The 17598-nt window shown below is 32.0% G+C and carries 17 protein-coding genes; 2 read left to right on the top strand and 15 right to left on the bottom strand.

Annotated elements, in window-relative coordinates; all coding sequences use genetic code 11:
• Positions 1-86 precede the first annotated feature (86 nt).
• The 10 genes from rpsU to ACP15M_RS12690 all read right to left on the bottom strand — a co-directional run bounded on the left by rpsU (position 87) and on the right by ACP15M_RS12690 (position 10869).
• The gene (gene rpsU / locus ACP15M_RS12735) at positions 87-281 is read right to left on the bottom strand and encodes a 30S ribosomal protein S21 (RefSeq protein ID WP_425077591.1); all 195 of its coding nucleotides are present in this window, start codon (positions 279-281) and stop codon (positions 87-89) included.
• Between the two features lie 86 nt (positions 282-367).
• The gene (locus ACP15M_RS12730) at positions 368-1795 is read right to left on the bottom strand and encodes a carboxypeptidase-like regulatory domain-containing protein (protein WP_425077590.1); all 1428 of its coding nucleotides are present in this window, start codon (positions 1793-1795) and stop codon (positions 368-370) included.
• 20 nt (positions 1796-1815) lie between these two features.
• Positions 1816-2982, bottom strand: coding sequence for an acyl-CoA dehydrogenase family protein (locus tag ACP15M_RS12725; protein WP_425077589.1), 1167 nt, complete (start codon positions 2980-2982; stop codon positions 1816-1818).
• A gap of 13 nt (positions 2983-2995) precedes the next feature.
• Positions 2996-3889, bottom strand: coding sequence for a ComEA family DNA-binding protein (locus tag ACP15M_RS12720; protein WP_425077588.1), 894 nt, complete (start codon positions 3887-3889; stop codon positions 2996-2998).
• A gap of 13 nt (positions 3890-3902) precedes the next feature.
• Positions 3903-5525: an alanine/glycine:cation symporter family protein gene (locus ACP15M_RS12715; RefSeq protein WP_425077587.1), complete on the bottom strand. Its 1623-nt coding sequence runs from the start codon at positions 5523-5525 to the stop codon at positions 3903-3905.
• A gap of 97 nt (positions 5526-5622) precedes the next feature.
• On the bottom strand, positions 5623-6642 hold the full coding sequence (locus ACP15M_RS12710; protein ID WP_425077586.1) for a potassium channel family protein: 1020 nt from the start codon (positions 6640-6642) through the stop codon (positions 5623-5625).
• A 3-nt stretch (positions 6643-6645) separates the two neighbouring features.
• Positions 6646-6873, bottom strand: coding sequence for a PspC domain-containing protein (locus ACP15M_RS12705; RefSeq protein ID WP_425077585.1), 228 nt, complete (start codon positions 6871-6873; stop codon positions 6646-6648).
• Between the two features lie 54 nt (positions 6874-6927).
• Positions 6928-8199 (bottom strand): DUF2851 family protein, encoded by a 1272-nt coding sequence (locus ACP15M_RS12700; RefSeq protein WP_425077584.1) that lies wholly within the window; start codon positions 8197-8199, stop codon positions 6928-6930.
• 289 nt (positions 8200-8488) lie between these two features.
• Complete coding sequence (locus ACP15M_RS12695; protein WP_425077583.1) at positions 8489-9469, bottom strand: PLP-dependent cysteine synthase family protein; 981 nt, start codon at positions 9467-9469, stop codon at positions 8489-8491.
• A 161-nt stretch (positions 9470-9630) separates the two neighbouring features.
• Positions 9631-10869 carry an ABC transporter permease gene (locus ACP15M_RS12690; protein ID WP_425077582.1) on the bottom strand — a complete coding sequence of 413 codons (1239 nt, stop codon included), beginning with the start codon at positions 10867-10869 and terminating at the stop codon, positions 9631-9633.
• Positions 10870-10878: 9 nt separating this feature from the next.
• Here ACP15M_RS12690 and ACP15M_RS12685 point away from each other — a divergent pair, with 9 nt between their 5' ends.
• Entirely contained in the window at positions 10879-12138 is a 1260-nt protein-coding gene (locus tag ACP15M_RS12685; protein ID WP_425077581.1) for an exo-beta-N-acetylmuramidase NamZ family protein, read from the top strand.
• A 1-nt stretch (position 12139) separates the two neighbouring features.
• Here the strand turns inward: ACP15M_RS12685 and ACP15M_RS12680 are convergent, their stop codons facing one another.
• From ACP15M_RS12680 to ACP15M_RS12665, 4 genes are all read right to left on the bottom strand, one after another.
• Positions 12140-12532 (bottom strand): hypothetical protein, encoded by a 393-nt coding sequence (locus tag ACP15M_RS12680; protein ID WP_425077580.1) that lies wholly within the window; start codon positions 12530-12532, stop codon positions 12140-12142.
• A gap of 153 nt (positions 12533-12685) precedes the next feature.
• On the bottom strand, positions 12686-13366 hold the full coding sequence (locus ACP15M_RS12675) for a hypothetical protein (RefSeq protein WP_425077579.1): 681 nt from the start codon (positions 13364-13366) through the stop codon (positions 12686-12688).
• A gap of 295 nt (positions 13367-13661) precedes the next feature.
• Complete coding sequence (locus ACP15M_RS12670; RefSeq protein WP_425077578.1) at positions 13662-14501, bottom strand: sterol desaturase family protein; 840 nt, start codon at positions 14499-14501, stop codon at positions 13662-13664.
• A 94-nt stretch (positions 14502-14595) separates the two neighbouring features.
• On the bottom strand, positions 14596-15090 hold the full coding sequence (locus ACP15M_RS12665; RefSeq protein ID WP_425077577.1) for a YkgJ family cysteine cluster protein: 495 nt from the start codon (positions 15088-15090) through the stop codon (positions 14596-14598).
• Between the two features lie 81 nt (positions 15091-15171).
• Here ACP15M_RS12665 and ACP15M_RS12660 point away from each other — a divergent pair, with 81 nt between their 5' ends.
• Complete coding sequence (locus tag ACP15M_RS12660) at positions 15172-15879, top strand: class I SAM-dependent methyltransferase (RefSeq protein ID WP_425077576.1); 708 nt, start codon at positions 15172-15174, stop codon at positions 15877-15879.
• On the opposite strand, the gene ACP15M_RS12655 is transcribed toward ACP15M_RS12660, so the two are convergent.
• Positions 15860-17476 (bottom strand): amidohydrolase, encoded by a 1617-nt coding sequence (locus ACP15M_RS12655; protein WP_425077575.1) that lies wholly within the window; start codon positions 17474-17476, stop codon positions 15860-15862. The two genes, ACP15M_RS12660 and ACP15M_RS12655, sit on opposite strands and share 20 nt — an antisense overlap.
• Positions 17477-17598: the final 122 nt, after the last annotated feature.

Below are 17598 nucleotides of genomic sequence, written 5' to 3'. Positions count from 1 at the left end.
TAAAATACAAAGATTAAATTACATTTTAGTAAGAAACAAAAAAATCCCATTATTTCTAATGGGATTTATTATCGTTTTAAACACAACTAAATACTCTCTTGATCTCTTAGACTTTGAACATATTGTGCCTTTTGTATTTGTGCTCTTCTTGCTACTGAAGGTTTTGTAAATTGCTTACGTTCTTGCAACTGATTTTTTATCGTTGTTCTTACAAACTTACGCTTGTAACGTTTTAACGCTCTCTCTATATTTTCTCCTTCTTTAACTGGTATTCTTAACATAGTGTCTTAACCTCCTCTCTTTTAGAATTTTTAAGGCTGCAAATATAGGAAGGAATTTAAGATATCAAAACAAAAAATAATTTTATTTATTGTTTGAATAAAGACGCGCGTTTACTTAAGTCTTTTATAAGTTGTTCGTCTTCTTCACTTTCTAATAAAATGTTATAGTTTTTCCAGAAAGTTTTATCGTATGGTTTAGGAGAAAATATATCAGAATCCCATTTTTTCTGTAAAGCTTCTGCTATTACTTGATCGTCTTCAATTATATCTGAAAATAAAATTTCCTGAACTGTGTAATAAAAGCGTTCTTCATTATAATATCTGGCTTTCTCTTCTTCAGTTAGTTTTGCTTTAGTTTTTAATCCTACATTGACCAATTTAGGTGTTTCATAATAAATGTAATTTGGATACATCTTATCATTGTACTCCATATAAGTCATGATTAACTTATGATTTGTTTGCGTTCCGAACAATGTTTTACTTCTACTCTTTTGAGCATCTGAAGCTGCTACAAGTTCATATTCAATTTTTTTAATAGCATAATTATCCCAATACACATAAACCCAACCTTGAGCTTTGTAGCCTTCATTAAAAATTCCTTCAGTATCAAGACCAACAAAATCTTTACTATCGGAAATTTGAATCTTATAAATTTTTCGATCATTATCTACTAAAACGGTATCTAGCTTAAATTGATGCTGATCTAAAATATGCTCTCCAAAAAGAGCTTTAGCAGTATTTGCGTTTCTTACTAAATTCAATTTTCCTTTAAACAAGTTTTCGAGTCCGTTAACTCGAGTATCATTCCATTTAATAGCTTTAACTAAAGACGACGTTTTAATAGTATCTCTTCTTAGGTTTTTAGCTTTTAGCTTTCTATAATTTTCATAGCGTTTTAGATACGAATAATATGAAAAAATACTATCGACATCACGAAGGTCATAACTTTTACGAACCTGATCGACATTAATTTTTAGATGTTCTTTTGAAGCTGCCGAATATCCAGAATCGTAAACCGTAATTGCGCTTTCAATAAGCCATTTAAACTCTTTTGCGTTGCGCTCTTTATGTCTTAAAAACCCTTTTTGAATATATGCTGAATCTGGAAGGTTTTCTGGTAATTTTTCAATGGCTTTTAAAATAATCTCGTTTCCAGTAGTTGGACGGTTTTCGGCAATGAGAACAATTTCATCTAAAGCTGCAATATCTTCATCAAGATATACTTCTTCAGAATTATCAAATTCATTAACAGGTATTTTAAAACTCTTATAACCAATAGAAGAAATGACAAGTGTATCGTTTTCTAATTCCTTAGGAACTTGTAATACAAATTTTCCATCTTGATTAGTTACCGTTCCAATTGTTGTGTTTTTTATATAAACACTAGCACTTTCAATAGGCATTAGTGTAGTAAAATCGACAACCTTATTTTTAAGTTCGGTTTGTGAGAATGAAACTGCACAAAATACACATAAACAGTAAAGTAATAATTGGTTTTTTAATGTAAGCTTCATTGTAGTTCTATAATTTCAAATTAGGTTGCTGGTTTATAATCCTTTTTATCAATTACCATTTTTGCGATAATCTCTCTCAAGATTTCAGAAGTTCCTCCACCAATTGGTCCTAATCGACTATCACGAAGTAGTCTCGCTAGAGGATACTCTTCCATATAACCATAACCTCCTAAAAATTGTAGGCAATCGTACATCACCTCATCTGCCATTTTTGTACATTGAAGTTTAGACATGGTGGCTTCCTTCACAACATATTCACCTTGATCTAATCTTCGAGCTACAGAGTAATTGAATTCTTTACAAATTTCCATTTCAGTATAACGATCTGCTATTTTGTGTCGAAGTGCTTGAAACCTATCAATTTTTTTTCCGAAGGCTTCACGCTCACTCATATAATTCAGTGTATATTCTAAAGCAAATTCAGCTCTAGCATGTGCATTAATTCCCATTATCAAACGTTCTAAAGCAAAGTGCTGCATAATGTATGGAAATCCTTTATTTTCTTCTCCCATTAAATTAGACGCAGGAATCACAACATTATCAAATGCAATTTCTCCAGTATCTGAAGCTCTCCAACCTAATTTATCTAATTTAGTTGCAGAAATTCCAGGCGTATCTCTATCCATAATAAAAATACTAATGCCTTTATTACCAAGCTCTGGATTAGTTTTAGCTGCTACAACCAGATAGTCACTATACACACCATTTGTGATAAATGTTTTAGAGCCATTAATTACATAGGTATCTCCTTTTTTTACAGCAGTTGTTCTCATACCAGCAACATCGCTTCCGCCAAAAGGCTCTGTAATACAAAGACATCCAATTTTTTCTCCAGTAATACTAGGTGCTAAATATTTTTGCTTAATGGCATGATCGCCTTCTTTATTAACATGCGTCATTGCTAAATAGGTATGTGCCCAAATCGCAGCTGCAAATCCACCAGAATTTATTTTCTGAAGTTCTTCAAGTAAAATTACAGTATAGAATAAATCTAAGTTCATACCACCATATTCTTCAGGATATGCAATTCCGAAGAAACCCATTTCGCCAAATTTCTCCCAAATAAAACGTTCTATATGACCTGTTTCTTCCCATTTTTCAATATGAGGAACGACTTCTTTTTGTAAAAAATCTTTTAAACTTTGTCTAAACAATTCGTGTTCTTCAGTGAAGTACCTACTATTCATTGTATTTATTTTTTTAATCTAAATTGAGTGTCAAATATAATTTAATTATCTCAATTTTTTTGACCGGAAAGTCTTTAACTTTTGTTAATTCATCTAAGGATTTAAAACCCTCTCTAAGCGTACGTTCTTCAATAATATGATGAGCAATTTCATAATCTATATACTGAATAGTAACCAACTCATCAATTGAAGCTGTATTAAGATTTAACTTTGTAACAGGCTTGACATTTTTAACTGTAAACTCATTTAAAGTTCGTTTGATAACTTCAGGCGAAAGCCCATAAACCTCTTGAAGCTGAACATCTGCAATAAAGCTACCACCAATTTTTGTTCGGTAAGCTATAATGCGTTCTGATAACTTTTCTCCTATACCATGTATTTGTTTTAATTGTTCGGCTGTGACAGAATTTAAATCCGACTTTTGATTGAATGTTTTGGGTTTATTATTTGTTTCTGAATAGTTATACTTTGATTTAAAATTAGGCTTCGGATTTGTTACCCAATCTGGAAATTTAAAATACGGAGACATTGTTGCTAATAATGAATCTGAAACCTTAGTAACGGTTTGAAAATCTTTCACAGAATTGATCCATTTGTTTTGTTTTCTGAAGGCTAACAACCTGTCAATTTCTTGAGAACTCATTCCGAGAGTATAGCCTTTATAATCTGTAATAAAATTTGGATTGAACGGATAAATTTTCGGTTTATTATTTTGAATTTCTATATGTTTTAACGAATCGACTTCAGCTTGAAACTGTGCCAGTTCATTTGGATTGACTTGAAATTCTTCCGAAGAAAAATCGACAAAAAAGTATATACTTTGAAGAATAAGTATGAGTAGTAATAACACAAAAATCCCACTTCGTTGCTGTTTAGTAAACGTGAAGTGAGATTTTATATGTTTCATAGTTAGTATTGTCTTATAAATGTTGATTCAAGTCTTCAGCACCTTCATCTATAGCTTCATTTTTCACCTCAATAGCCTTAAAGTACTTATTCAATTCCTTTTTAATCACAGGAGATAACAAAATCACACCAATAATGTTAGGCACAACCATTGCAAAAATCATGGCATCAGAGAAGTCAATTACAGCACCTAAACTTATTGAAGCTCCTATGACAACGAAGATTAAAAATAAGATTTTATACACTAAATCTGACGTTTTTCCTCTACCAAAGAGAAACACCCAACCTTGCATGCCATAATAAGACCAAGAAATCATTGTTGAGAATGCAAATAAGATAACAGCAATAGTTAGTATAATCGAAAAATGAGGAATTACTGAATCAAATGCTTGAGCTGTAATCTCAACACCTTCATTAATCTTAGTTCCATATTCCATGAATGAACCATCAAAATTAGTAATTACGATTACCAATGCAGTCATTGTACAAATCACAACGGTATCTACAAATGGTTCTAAAAGTGCAACAATACCTTCGCTTGCAGGATATTTTGTTCTTACAGCAGAGTGCGCAATAGCAGCAGAACCAACTCCCGCTTCATTAGAAAATGCACCACGACGAATACCTTGAATCATAACTCCGACTAAACCACCAGCTATTCCCAAACCAGAAAATGCACCTTCATAAATTAACGCAAATGCATCATCGATAAGAGTGAAATTTGCTCCAAGAATTACCAATGCAGCTAACACATATATTCCAGCCATAAAAGGCACTACTTTTTCAGTAACTTTCGCAATACGCTTAATACCTCCAATAATTACGATTGCTACGAGAATAGCCATTACAATTCCAAAATACAAACCAGCATTTCCGCCTTCTAATTCAAATAATTTGACGAATTGAGCTGCAGCTTGATTAGCTTGAAACATATTTCCTCCACCAAAAGATCCACCAATTACAAAAATGGCAAATAACACTGCCAACACTTTTCCGAAGCCTCCCATACCTTTAGATTTAAGACCTTTTGTAAGGTAATACATTGGTCCGCCATAAACTGTACCATCTTCGCCAACATCTCTATATTTCACACCAAGTGTACATTCGGCAAACTTCGATGCCATACCTAATAGTCCAGCAAAAATCATCCAGAAAGTTGCTCCAGGTCCACCAATTGATAATGCCACTGCAACTCCTGCAATATTACCTAATCCAACGGTTGCAGACAATGCCGCAGTAAGTGCCTGAAAGTGAGACACCTCACCATCAGCACCTTCATCTCTAATAGTTTCAATAATATCTTCAGTTTCATTTGGAGTTTGATCTCCATAAAGTGTATCTGCCCCATGTTTCTCAATATCCTCGTACTGACCTCTAACTACTTTTATAGCAGTTCTAAATCCTGTGACATTAATGAATTTAAAATAAAAAGTAAAGAATAATGCACCTCCAACTAGTACAATAAGAACCCAAGGAATTTTATACTCTTCAGAAAATGGAATTTCGTAAAAAACACCATCAACAAACCATCCTGTATAATCTTTAAAAACACGATCGATTTTTTCAGAAGTCGTTTCTTGAGCAAAAGTTAAAAACGGTAACATTATTGCAAAAGTGGAAAGAAGAAATTTCTTCATATTGAGAATTATTTAAATTAGTTAGTTATAATAAAGGTTACAAGATGCTAAAAAAAAATGATTTTATAAAGCATCCCTTGTTAAAATGAAAGCCTTACTACTTGATATCGTAAAGAGAATTTAGTTTTTCAATTTGCTCAGGACGTCCTAAAACAATAATCTTAGAACCTGATATTAATTTTGTATCTGCTTCAGGATTAACCAAATACTCTCCTTTTCCATTTTTAAAACCAATAACTGTACAGCCCGTTTTTCTTCTAAGGTCTAAATCTTTTATTGTTTTAACTTGAGTTGTATTGTAAAGCTTATCAACCATTACTTCTTCTATATTGATATTACGTTCACCAACAATTCCTAAATTATCTATAAACTCAACTAAATCTGGAACTACTACTAAAGAAGCCATATGATCTCCACCAATTCTATCTGGTAAAATGACATTGTTTGCACCAGCCAATTTTAACTTTTCATATGATGTTTCTTGAGACGCTCTACTTATAATATTCATTTTACGATTGATTTGTCTTGCTGAAAGCACCACAAACAAATTATCGGCATCATTTGGTAATGCTGAAATAAGTGTACTTGCACGTTCTACTCCAGCTTCAATTAAAGTTTCGTCTTCATTAGCATTTCCAAAAACAAATGGTAAATTCTCTTCTTGATATTTTTCAATAATCTCTTTATTTTTTTCAATAATTACAAAGGGCTTGTTGTATGCATTTAGCTTTCTTGCTGCCTGTTTTCCATTTCTACCATAACCACATATAATGATATGGTTTTTAAAACTGTCTATTTTCTTTTGCATTTCTTTTTGTTTTAATTCTTCCAAATCATTTTTACTCAAAATATATTCTGTAATTACTGTAATTGCATATCCTAAAATAATGACACTAGCCAAAATTAAAAAAATGGTAAATATTTTTGTGTTATCATCTAAGGGCTGAACCTCTCCAAAGCCAACAGTAGTAATGGTTATAACTGTCATATAGAGTGCATCAACCCAAGAATAATCAGACATGACTTTAAACCCAATAACACCAATTGCCAAAAGCAATAACAGTAAAAACACTGCTGTGTAAATCTTAGTTCTAAAAAACTTTATTAATGGATTCATAAATTATAAATCAAATACGGAAGATCGTTTGGTATATACGATGTCTTTTATTTTAATCCAAAATGCAAAAAATAAATATAAAGCAAAGCCAAAGCCTAAGGTTACAAAGGTTAAATACATAAACGATGTACGCACAACTTTTGCTCGAATTCCCAAACGGTCTGCGATACGCTGACAAACGTAGTAGCCACGCTTTTGAAAATAATACAACATTTTGTAGAAAAAATTCATCTAACTAAAACTATTATAGTTGCAATTTAGGCTTTAGTTTAAAACATTAAAAGTTTATTTGTTTAAAAGTGAATTTCCAATGGCACATTTTAAACATTGATGTTTATTACAATATTCGGTTTTTAATTGTACAAACGCTTGAGACTCTAAGGCTGAATTAGTCACATTTTTAAGATTATTAAACCCATTAACAATTGTATTCTTTTCAGGCTTTATAGCTCTTATGATATCTATTATTTGCTGATTATCATTTTCTCCTTTTTGTTTGGCATAACAAAATTTAACAGGTATGATGGTGTTAATTAACAACAAATCAGCAAACGATTTGGTTAACACTTTGTCTCTGGTTTTAGAAGTATTATTAAATGTATAATGTGTTTTCCAATATGCTGAAGCAGCTACTTCAAAAAGCGTATAAAAATCTTCAAGAGTAGAACTACTTAAAATTTTAGAAAACAAATTTGATTCTTTATGATATAAATTTGCCAATTGAGACAAACGAATGGTTGGGAAATTTGATGGTCTCAATCTAAAGAACTGCAAAGGCGTTACATAATCATTAGACAACTGAAATTTTTGCTTTAAAAATGCATACTCGTTTTTTAGTTTTAAATAATAGGAATCCTCTATGTCTTTTTCTAACAATCCTGCTTGTCCAAATAGCAATGCTTCTAATGCTAATAATTTGGGTTGAGATTTTCGAATGACTGAAAAATCTATGGATTTAGCTAAACTAAAAAAAGCTTCTGCATTAACTTTTAGTCCGAAATTTTTAGTCAGTAAAATAAACAATACAGCTTCCCAGTTGTTTTTTGATGTTTTTAGCAAGTCTTCAATGGCTTTTGATTTTTGCTCTAAGCGTTCAAAATATAAACGCTCTAACCAATGGTTTAAAGTAAAATCTTCGGTTTTTGAAAAATCCTTTTCACAATTGATCCATTTAGATGTGTTTGAAAATAAATCGTAGTATTTATGCAATATCTTAGCATTTATATAATGCTTTAACTCAAGCGTTGGAATGGTAGAATTATCTTTTCTGAAGACATTTGCATCGTGTTCATAAACCACATGTAAAATAACATTATCATAAGCGATGTCTTGCTCATGATGATGCACATACCAATCACTAGACTTGATATGAATTTCAACGTTTCCTGCCCAAAGCTGTGCTCCTATTCTAAGTTTTGCATTAAAAAAATCTGGACCAGAGTTGTGATTATGACTTCCAACAGATACTATATTAATCAACTCATCCTGTACAGTTTTTAATTGACGAACATCAAACTTTTGATACTTCCACAAATAATGAAGAAAATTTTCTCTCATTATATAAAAGTAAAAATAATGAGGAGAATACCAAGTTTACATTTGAATGCAGATAAAAAACGCTTCATTCAATTCACAACTATTTTAATTGACTTGAAGATTTAAATGCCTATTGTGTTAAAGATTGTATAGCTTTAGATGCTTTGTACTTTTTGAATTTTATTAGATTGAAAAGTATATTATTAAAAATAAGAAATCTTAAATTAACAACTTCATTTTCTCATTGGAAAGCACAAAAAAGCCTGAACAAAATTCAGGCCTTTATCGTATTGCTATTGTAATATATTTATTAATCTAAATAGCCCATTTTTTTCATCCAGTCGTTATTAAACATTTTACCAACATAACGACTTCCATGATCGTGAAACAACACCACAACCACATCGTCTTTTGTAAAATGCTCTTTTAATTGCAACACACCTTTAATAGCAGATCCAGCAGAATTTCCTAAAAACATGCCTTCCTCTTTTGCTAGTCTTTGGGTATACACACAGGCATCTTTATCGGTTACTTTTGTAAATCCGTCGATGATAGAAAAATCTACATTTTCAGGAAGTATATCTTCTCCAATACCTTCTGTAACGTAAGGATAAATTTCATTCTCATCAAATTCTCCAGTTTCATGATATTTTTTGAATACGCTTCCGTAAGTATCAACTCCCCAAATTTTTATATTCGGATTTTGCTCTTTTAAATATTTTCCAACACCAGAAATAGTTCCACCTGTTCCTACTCCAACAACAAAATGTGTAATTTTTCCATCGGTTTGTTTCCAGATTTCTGGGCCAGTACTTTCGTAATGTGCTTTAGCATTACTTGGATTGTCATATTGATTTACATACCATGAATTAGGTGTTTCTTCTCCTAAACGTTTTGAAACCGAATAGTAACTACGTGGATCATCTGGTTCAACGGCTGTTGGACATACAATTACTTCGGCTCCAACAGCTCGCATTATATCTACTTTTTCTTTACTTTGTTTGTCTGCCATTACAAAAATACATTTGTAACCTTTTACAATAGCAGCTAAAGCCAATCCCATTCCTGTATTACCAGAAGTTCCTTCAATGATGGTTCCTCCAGGTTTTAAGCGACCATCTGCTTCGGCATCTTCTATCATTTTTAATGCCATACGATCTTTAACAGAATTACCTGGATTAAAGGTTTCGTATTTTGATAATACTAAACATGGTAATTCGGCTGTGAGCTTATTTAATTTGACCAAAGGTGTATTACCAATGGTTCCTAATATGTTTTCTGCGTAATCCATAATTTTTGTTTTGCCTTGCAAATTTACATGAAAAGTAGAAAGTTAAAAGTGATTTTACTTTTTAGTTACAATTATATAGCGTTAGCGATTGAGCATTTGTTGGAGCTCCTTTGTTAAAAGAGCGACTTGCGAAAGCACGACCTGATAAGGTAACGCCAAAATCATTCAAAACGAATGGCTTTAACTGGCGAAATTTTAGTGATGATTATGGACGGAATCATTAGCATTAAAAAACAGGCAATAAAAGTACCAATGTTAAGTAAAACAATATAATCAAAACTGATATGAACTGGAATTATCGAGACATAATATTGCTCTGGATCTGGAAATTTTAGAAGGCTAAATTGTTGCTGAAGGAAGAGTAAGATTAAACCTATGATGTTTCCCCAAAACAAGCCTAGACAAATCAAATAAGTTGCGTTGTACAGAAATATTTTTCGGATGCTCCAGTTAGAACTACCTAGTGCTTTTAGAATTCCTATCATTTGAGTACGTTCAAGAATTAGAACTAAAAGTGCTGTAATCATGTTGATTCCAGCTACAATGATCATGATTGCTATGATTCCATAGGTATTGTTGTCAAAAATTTTAATCCATTCAAACGTCGTATAATATTTCTCTTCTATGGTTTGTGTGTTTAAGTTTGAAGGTGTTGCAGCTCTAATTTTGGTATCCATTTCATTTAACTGACTATAATCTTCTAAAAACACTTCAAAATTACCTACTTGATTATCTTTCCATCGGTTAAAACGTTGTACATGTCTCAAATCTCCTATCATAAAGGTTTTATCAATATCCTGAAACCCAGAACTAAAAACACCTACAATTTTAAACTGCCTGATAAATGGAAGCTCATCAATATGTTCTTTTCCAAACACCATTTGAAAGGAATCTCCAACTTTAAACTGTAGTCGATTAGCCAAATAACTAGAAATAACAACATCGTTATTTAAATCATTTGAATAGTTTGGTAAATGACCTTCTACTAAAAAATCTTTGAGATACGACCAATCATACTCGTGTCCGACACCTTTTAAAACAACACCTTCAAAATCGGTTTCGGTTCGTATTACGCCAAATTTTGTTGCCACAGCCTGAATGTGTTTAACACCTTCGACTGTATTGAAATTTGGATAAAAATCTTGTTGAGTAGAGACAGGCAACACAGATTCGTTAGAGATATTACCATCGTAGTTAATAATAGTCAAATGTCCATTAAAAGCAATTACCTTTTCACGCACTTTTTTTTGAAGTCCGAGACCAGTAGCAATAGCTACAAGCATGACTATAATACCAACAGCAATGGCAGTGATTCCAATTTTTATTATTGGAGCCGAAACACTACTTTTATACGCTTTACTGCCTATAATGCGTTTAGCTATAAAAAACTCGTAATTCAAAATTAAAAAATGCGTTTATCGATATTCAAAAATAGGGTTTTCCCAATTATTATTGCACTTGTTTTAGTACTGATTTCTTGCGGAAATAAAACAAGAGAAGATTCTGCACAAAATAACATGACACCTCAACAAACTCAACATGACCAACAAACTAATGATGCGCCTATTGGTATTGGTGCTAATCAAATGAATGCGTATTTGCCTTTATTACAAGAGAAACGTGTTGGTATTGTTGCTAATCAAACCAGTGTTGTTTTCAAATCTGACAACACCTTTTATACACATATTGTTGATTCATTACTTAGCTTAAAAGTTAATGTTAAAAAAGTTTTTGCACCAGAACATGGTTTTAGAGGTAAAGCTGATGCTGGTGAACTTTTAAAAGATGGAGTAGACACCAAAACAGGTGTCCCTATTGTTTCTATTTACGGAAAAAACAAAAAGCCATCTAAAACTCAATTAGCCAATTTAGATATTGTTGTGTTTGACATACAAGATGTTGGTGCTCGTTTTTACACCTATATTTCTTCTTTACATTATGTTATGGAAGCTTGTGCTGAAGCCAACATTCCTGTAATGGTTTTAGACAGACCAAACCCAAATGGACATTATATTGATGGACCAATTTTAGAAATGAAACACAAAGGGTTTGTTGGTATGCATCCTATTCCTGTAGTTCATGGTATGACTATTGGCGAATATGCACAAATGATTAATGGAGAAGGTTGGTTAGAAAACGGTATTCAATGTGAGTTAAAAGTTATACCTATGTCTAATTACAAACGTGAATACACTTATAGTTTACCTATAAAACCTTCGCCTAATTTACCTAATGATGTAGCTATAAATTTATATCCTAGCTTATGTTTTTTTGAAGGTACGAATGTAAGTGCTGGAAGAGGAACAGATAGTCAATTTCAAATTTATGGTAGTCCGTTTTTAAATAACACAGAATATACGTTTGAATTTGTACCACAAGCTAATGAAGGTGCAAAACATCCTAAACATAAAGGTAAGGTATGTTATGGTGAAGATTTAAGAAATAAAAATAGATTGAATAGAATTCATCTGGATTATTTAATTAAAGCATATCAAAACACTAAAGACAAACACGAGTTCTTTATTGATTATTTTACAACACTAGCTGGAACTACTAAATTACAGGAACAGATTGAGAATGGTGTTTCAGAAAAAGACATAAGAGCATCTTGGGCTAAGGGTCTTTTGGAATTTAAATCGATGAGAGCAAAATATTTAATTTATAACTAATTTATTCATTAGAGTGTAACTTATCCTCTTCCATAGCTAGCAAAACAGAATTATCTCTTAAGATTTTAACAACAAATACAATTCGAACAGGAGATTGTACAGCTACAAATACATGCTTTCCTTTACTTAGATTCTTTAAAGGAATTTCAACTGATTTACGTCGCACAGCTAAATCAACTTCTCTTTTGTAATTCATATTAACAGCATATACTTTATTAATAAAAGTATCACTTTGAAGTATTAGTGTGTCTTTTGAAGCATTTAATTTTTGAATCAATCCTTTTGCTCTAACGTTGACATTCTTTTCTAAAATGGCAAAATCATTTTGAGCTTGCAATTGGTTTAAAGGAATACTTAAAAAAGTAAAAAAGATTATAATATAAACTGTTTTCATAGACAAACGCTGTTAACGTCAACAATGAACTAATAGCTTAATTATAATCCCTAAGATTAAAACTAGTACTCTTTTGCTGTTTGGTCACAAAATAATCTACAAACGGCAAATAAAACCGAAGTAAGGATAAATTCTTACAATTAAAGTAATAATCTAGTCATTATAAGGCTTTCCGTTAGGTCTTAGATTATTTCGTCTGTAATCTGCTCTCGTTTGAACATTATCTCTACCAATATCTGAAATGTTATAACTTTTCATGTAATGATCCATATCATTCTCTAAATCTAAATCAGGATCATTAGCTGCAACATCAAAACTAACTGTATCATAATCCATTTTCAGCCCTTTAACCTCGTCAATCTCAACTCTATTAAAGTCTGCCGAATTAAGAGCATTAATATCTTCTGATAAGACTTCATCATCATTTAATGCAATAGCATCAGACTCTAAACCGTGAGTTATATCGAAAGGTAAAATTCTATCAATTTGAAATACAATAATTTTATCTGCTTGGTAAAACATAACTGTATAATTCCCTAGTGGTAATTCATCTAAAGGGATTTTAGCCTTTTTTACAGCAGGTTTAAAATCGAATACTTTTTCGGCTTGATCACTAATAAAACGAACTCTTTTAAACAAAAATTTGTTTTCTAAAAGCAACGAATCTTGAGTACTAGATAAATCGTGATTTAGGTTGTAAGCTAAAGGATTCACATTTTTTCTAATCGTAGTATAAGTCTCTTGTGCAGAAACATTACTGCCAAAAAATAATGCAAATAATACGAGACCAATGAGGTCGTGAATTGGCATGCCAATTATAGTAATCTTGTTCATGATTGGGGTCATTTAAAGGTTAACTAAAAAATTTAAAATAAAAATCTCAAAGAGGGATTTTATATAAACTATGGGCACTTTATATAAATAAGAGATTGTTCTTAATTATATTCAAATGTAGGTTGAGAAAAACTTCGAAAACAAGATTTAGGATGAATGTTAAAAAAGAGTCGATGAATGAAAAAAAGAGATAAAAAAAAGGGATGAACTACACCTTTTCAGAAAAACAAAAGGCTTCACAATTATTCGTAAACCCCTAAAAATAAACACTTAATCGATTTTAAAATGTATTATTTTAGTCTAACTCGTCTGTAATTGTAGGTCTTCGATATTTATGAAATGGTTGTTTTAAGAGCGTTCCAATTTTTCCATTAGATTCTTCATCAGGAAAGGTATCTACACCATATACAATACATTCAGGATCAAGTTTCATATAGGTTCCGAAAAGTCTATCCCAAATTGAAAAGATATTTCCATAATTACTATCTGTATAAGGCAATCTATAATGATGGTGCACTTTATGCATATTTGGAGATACAATAATATAACTCAAAAGGTCATCTATCTTATTAGGCAATTTAATATTAGCATGACTAAACTGAGTTGCTATCAATGATAAGGATTGGTATAAAAACACAATTGCTATTGGAGTTCCAACAATAAATACACCAATAAGTGTGAATACAAACCTGATAATGCTTTCAAGTGGATGATGTCTATTAGCTGTTGTAGTATCAACATTATGATCTGTATGATGCACCAAATGTATCATCCACAGTGGTTTGATTTTATGTTCGACGTAATGCGCCAAATATGCACCTATAAAATCTAAAAGCAACACACCTAATACAACATAAGCCCAAAGTGGTACATTAGGAATCCAATTAATTATTCCGAATTGATGCTCTTTTACCCAATCTGCACTTCCTAATAACAAAAATGCCATTCCGAAATTAATGATAACAGTCGTTAATGTAAAAAAGATATTTGGAATAGCATGTTGCCATTTTTTGTATTTAAAGCTTACTAGAGGGAATACACCTTCTAACAGCCAAAACAATGTAAGTCCACCAACTAAAATCAAACTTCTATGAAGAGAAGGAATTGTTTCAAAATAGTTAATGATAGTTTCCAAAATGTTTAGAGATAATTTTTTATAATTAAATAGGCTTTCTTCAAATTTACTAAAGAAAATTTAGTTTTCATATACACTAGTATAAAACTAAAGTTTACTTTTTAATACGTTCTTTCATAGCTTCAACAATGTTATAAGCTGCAGGACAAATCGCTACATTTTTTAATGTTAAGTTAGAGATTTGCTGAAATTTCTTTCGATCTGTATGCGGAAACTCTCTACATGCTTTGGGTCTTACCTCATAAATTGAACAATAATTATCAGCTCCTAAAAATGTACAAGGAACCGATTGCAACACATAATCATTGTCTTCATCTAATCGCAAGTAAGCATCTATAAACTGTTGCTGCTTCATTTTAAAATGCTTTGCTATACGCTCTATGTCTTTTGGTGTAAATAGTGGTCCAGTTGTTTTACAGCAATTGGCACACTCTAAACAATTGGTTTGCTCAAATTCAGCTTCATGCAAATCCTGCATGATATAATCTAATTGTTTAGGAGGCTTTTTTTTAAGCTTTGTGAAGAAGGTTTTGTTTTCCTTATGCTTATCTTTGGCGAGCTTTGGAAGATTGTTAATAAAGTCTTGCATATCACAAAAATACTGAACTTGCCTTTCAAGGCAATGCAATTAATTAAATAGATTCCGCATCAAGTGCGGAATGACAACTCGATGAAAGATATATTCGGAAACGCATTACGTGATTATTACAATAAAAATTATACCGAAGACCTAGTAACGTCAACCAACATTTCTAGTGATGATGTGCTACCACTTCCGTATTTATTTCGTTCGTTTTCTGAAATGCCTAAACTAGAACAAAAAGCGTTACACCTAGCTAAAGGAATCGTTCTTGATGTTGGTTGTGGTTCTGGAAGTCATAGTTTACACCTTCAAAAAAACAATTTTAAAGTTAAAGCCATCGACATTTCTGAAGGTGCTATTGAAGTCTCAAAAGCTAGAGGTGTAAACCATGTTGAATTGAAAGCACTTCTAGATGAAACTGAAGCATTTGATACTATTCTTTTATTGATGAATGGGACTGGAATTTTTCAAGAATTATCTCAAACATCTATATATCTGAAGCATTTAAAATCACTTTTAAAACCAAACGGACAAATACTTATTGATTCTTCAGATATTCAATACATGTACGAAGATGACGATGGTGGACTTTGGATTGACACCAATGCCAATTATTATGGTGAACTCGATTATTTTTTAAGTTATAAAGGCGAAAATGAAGCTCCAATGAAATGGCTCTATCTTGATTTTGAACGTCTACAACTCGCTTGTACATCTGTTGGATTGCATTGCGAAAAAGTAATGGAAGGTGAGCACTTTGATTATTTGGCAAAAATTACTGAACCTCACCATTAACATAAGTTTGCTCTACTTTTATATTTGGAATGTCGTTTTGATTAATGGTCATGATATCTCTATCTAACACTATAAAATCTGCAAATTTACCAGCTTCAATACTCCCTTTTTCATGTTCTTCAAAATTAGAATAAGCAGCCCAAATGGTCATTCCTTTTAAGGTTTCCTCTCTAGTTAATCCGTTTTCTTTTTGAAATCCATCTTCTGGATATTGCTCTAAGTCTTGGCGAGCTACTGAAGCATAAAAGGTTAAAAACGGACTGACATGTTCTACTGGAAAATCGGTTCCTAAAGCCACTTTTCCGTAGGCATTTAACAATTGCTTGTAGGCATAAGCACCTTTAATGCGTTCAGTTCCTAAGCGATCTTTTGCCCAATACATATCACTAGTAGCATGCGTTGGCTGAATAGATGGCATTACATTTTTATATAACTTAAAATCCTCTTGAGAAACCACTTGTGCATGCTCAACTCGCCAACGTCTATCAGTTTTACCAGATAACACTTTATTATAAGTTTGCAAAACCACATGATTAGCCGAATCACCAATAGCATGCGTGTTCATTTGATAGTCTGAATTTGCAATGCGTTCGGCATTTTTATTAAACGTTTCTAAATCGGTCACTAACAATCCCAAATGATTAGGCTTGTCACTATAAGGTTCACGTAGCATAGCTCCTCGAGATCCTAAAGCGCCATCTGCGTAAAACTTAAACGAGCGTACATGTAATCTATCGGTTTTAATAATGCCTTTGTTTAAGTAATAATCCACATTATCTTCAGAATAAGACACCATAGCATAGACTCTCATTTTTAAATCACCAGATATATGAAGACTATCAATTATTTCAATATCTTCTTGATTTAATCCAGCATCATCTACAGTTGTTAAACCTAAATCAAAACACAGCTTTTGAGCTTCTAACAAAGCATTTACTTTATCGTTTCGAGTCGGTTTTGGCCAATGCTTCATAACTAAAGATTCGGCATTATCAATTAAAACACCTGTCAGTTTTCCGTTTTTAACCACAACTTCTCCGCCTTCAATTTTTGTATTCGCAGTAACCTGTCCTAAATCTAGAGCTGCTTGATTGCATAACATTGCGTGACCATCGATTCGAGTTAAAGCAATTGGTGTGTTGGGAAATAACTTATCGAGTAAATTTTTATTCGGAAACGTTTTATCTTCCCAATCGTTTTGATCCCAACCACGACCTAAAATATAGTTTTGGTGACGCTCATTTTGAAAATCTAAAACGCGTTTCATGACCTCTTCAAAACTTTTAGTACCAACCAAATTAACGGCTTGTTGATTAAAACCCAATCCTAAAAAATGGCAATGCGCATCAATAAGTCCAGGCACAATGGTTTTACCTTTTAGGTCTTTAATATCTTCTGAAGTATATTTAGATTGAATGTCTGAAGTTGTTCCAACCTCAACAAAATTTCCATCTTTAATCGCAAAGGCTTCCGCTTTACTAAACTGATTATCTACTGTATAAACATTCGCGTTAACGACTATTGTATCAACAGATTGTTTCTCATTAGAACATGAAAGGCAAATGGTTAAAAGGAAAAGGATGGCTAGTTTTTTCATGGTTATATATTAGGCTTATAAAAATACAAAAAGCATTCCACCTAAAACAGAACGAATGCTTTTATAAATCTTTAAAATATTGATGAGGTCCTGAATCAAGTTCAGGATGACACAAATTCTTA

It is taken from the genome of Psychroserpens sp. S379A, assembly GCF_049800755.1.
Taxonomy (GTDB): Bacteria; Bacteroidota; Bacteroidia; order Flavobacteriales; family Flavobacteriaceae; genus Psychroserpens.
This window is presented reverse-complemented; position numbering and strand designations above follow the sequence as displayed.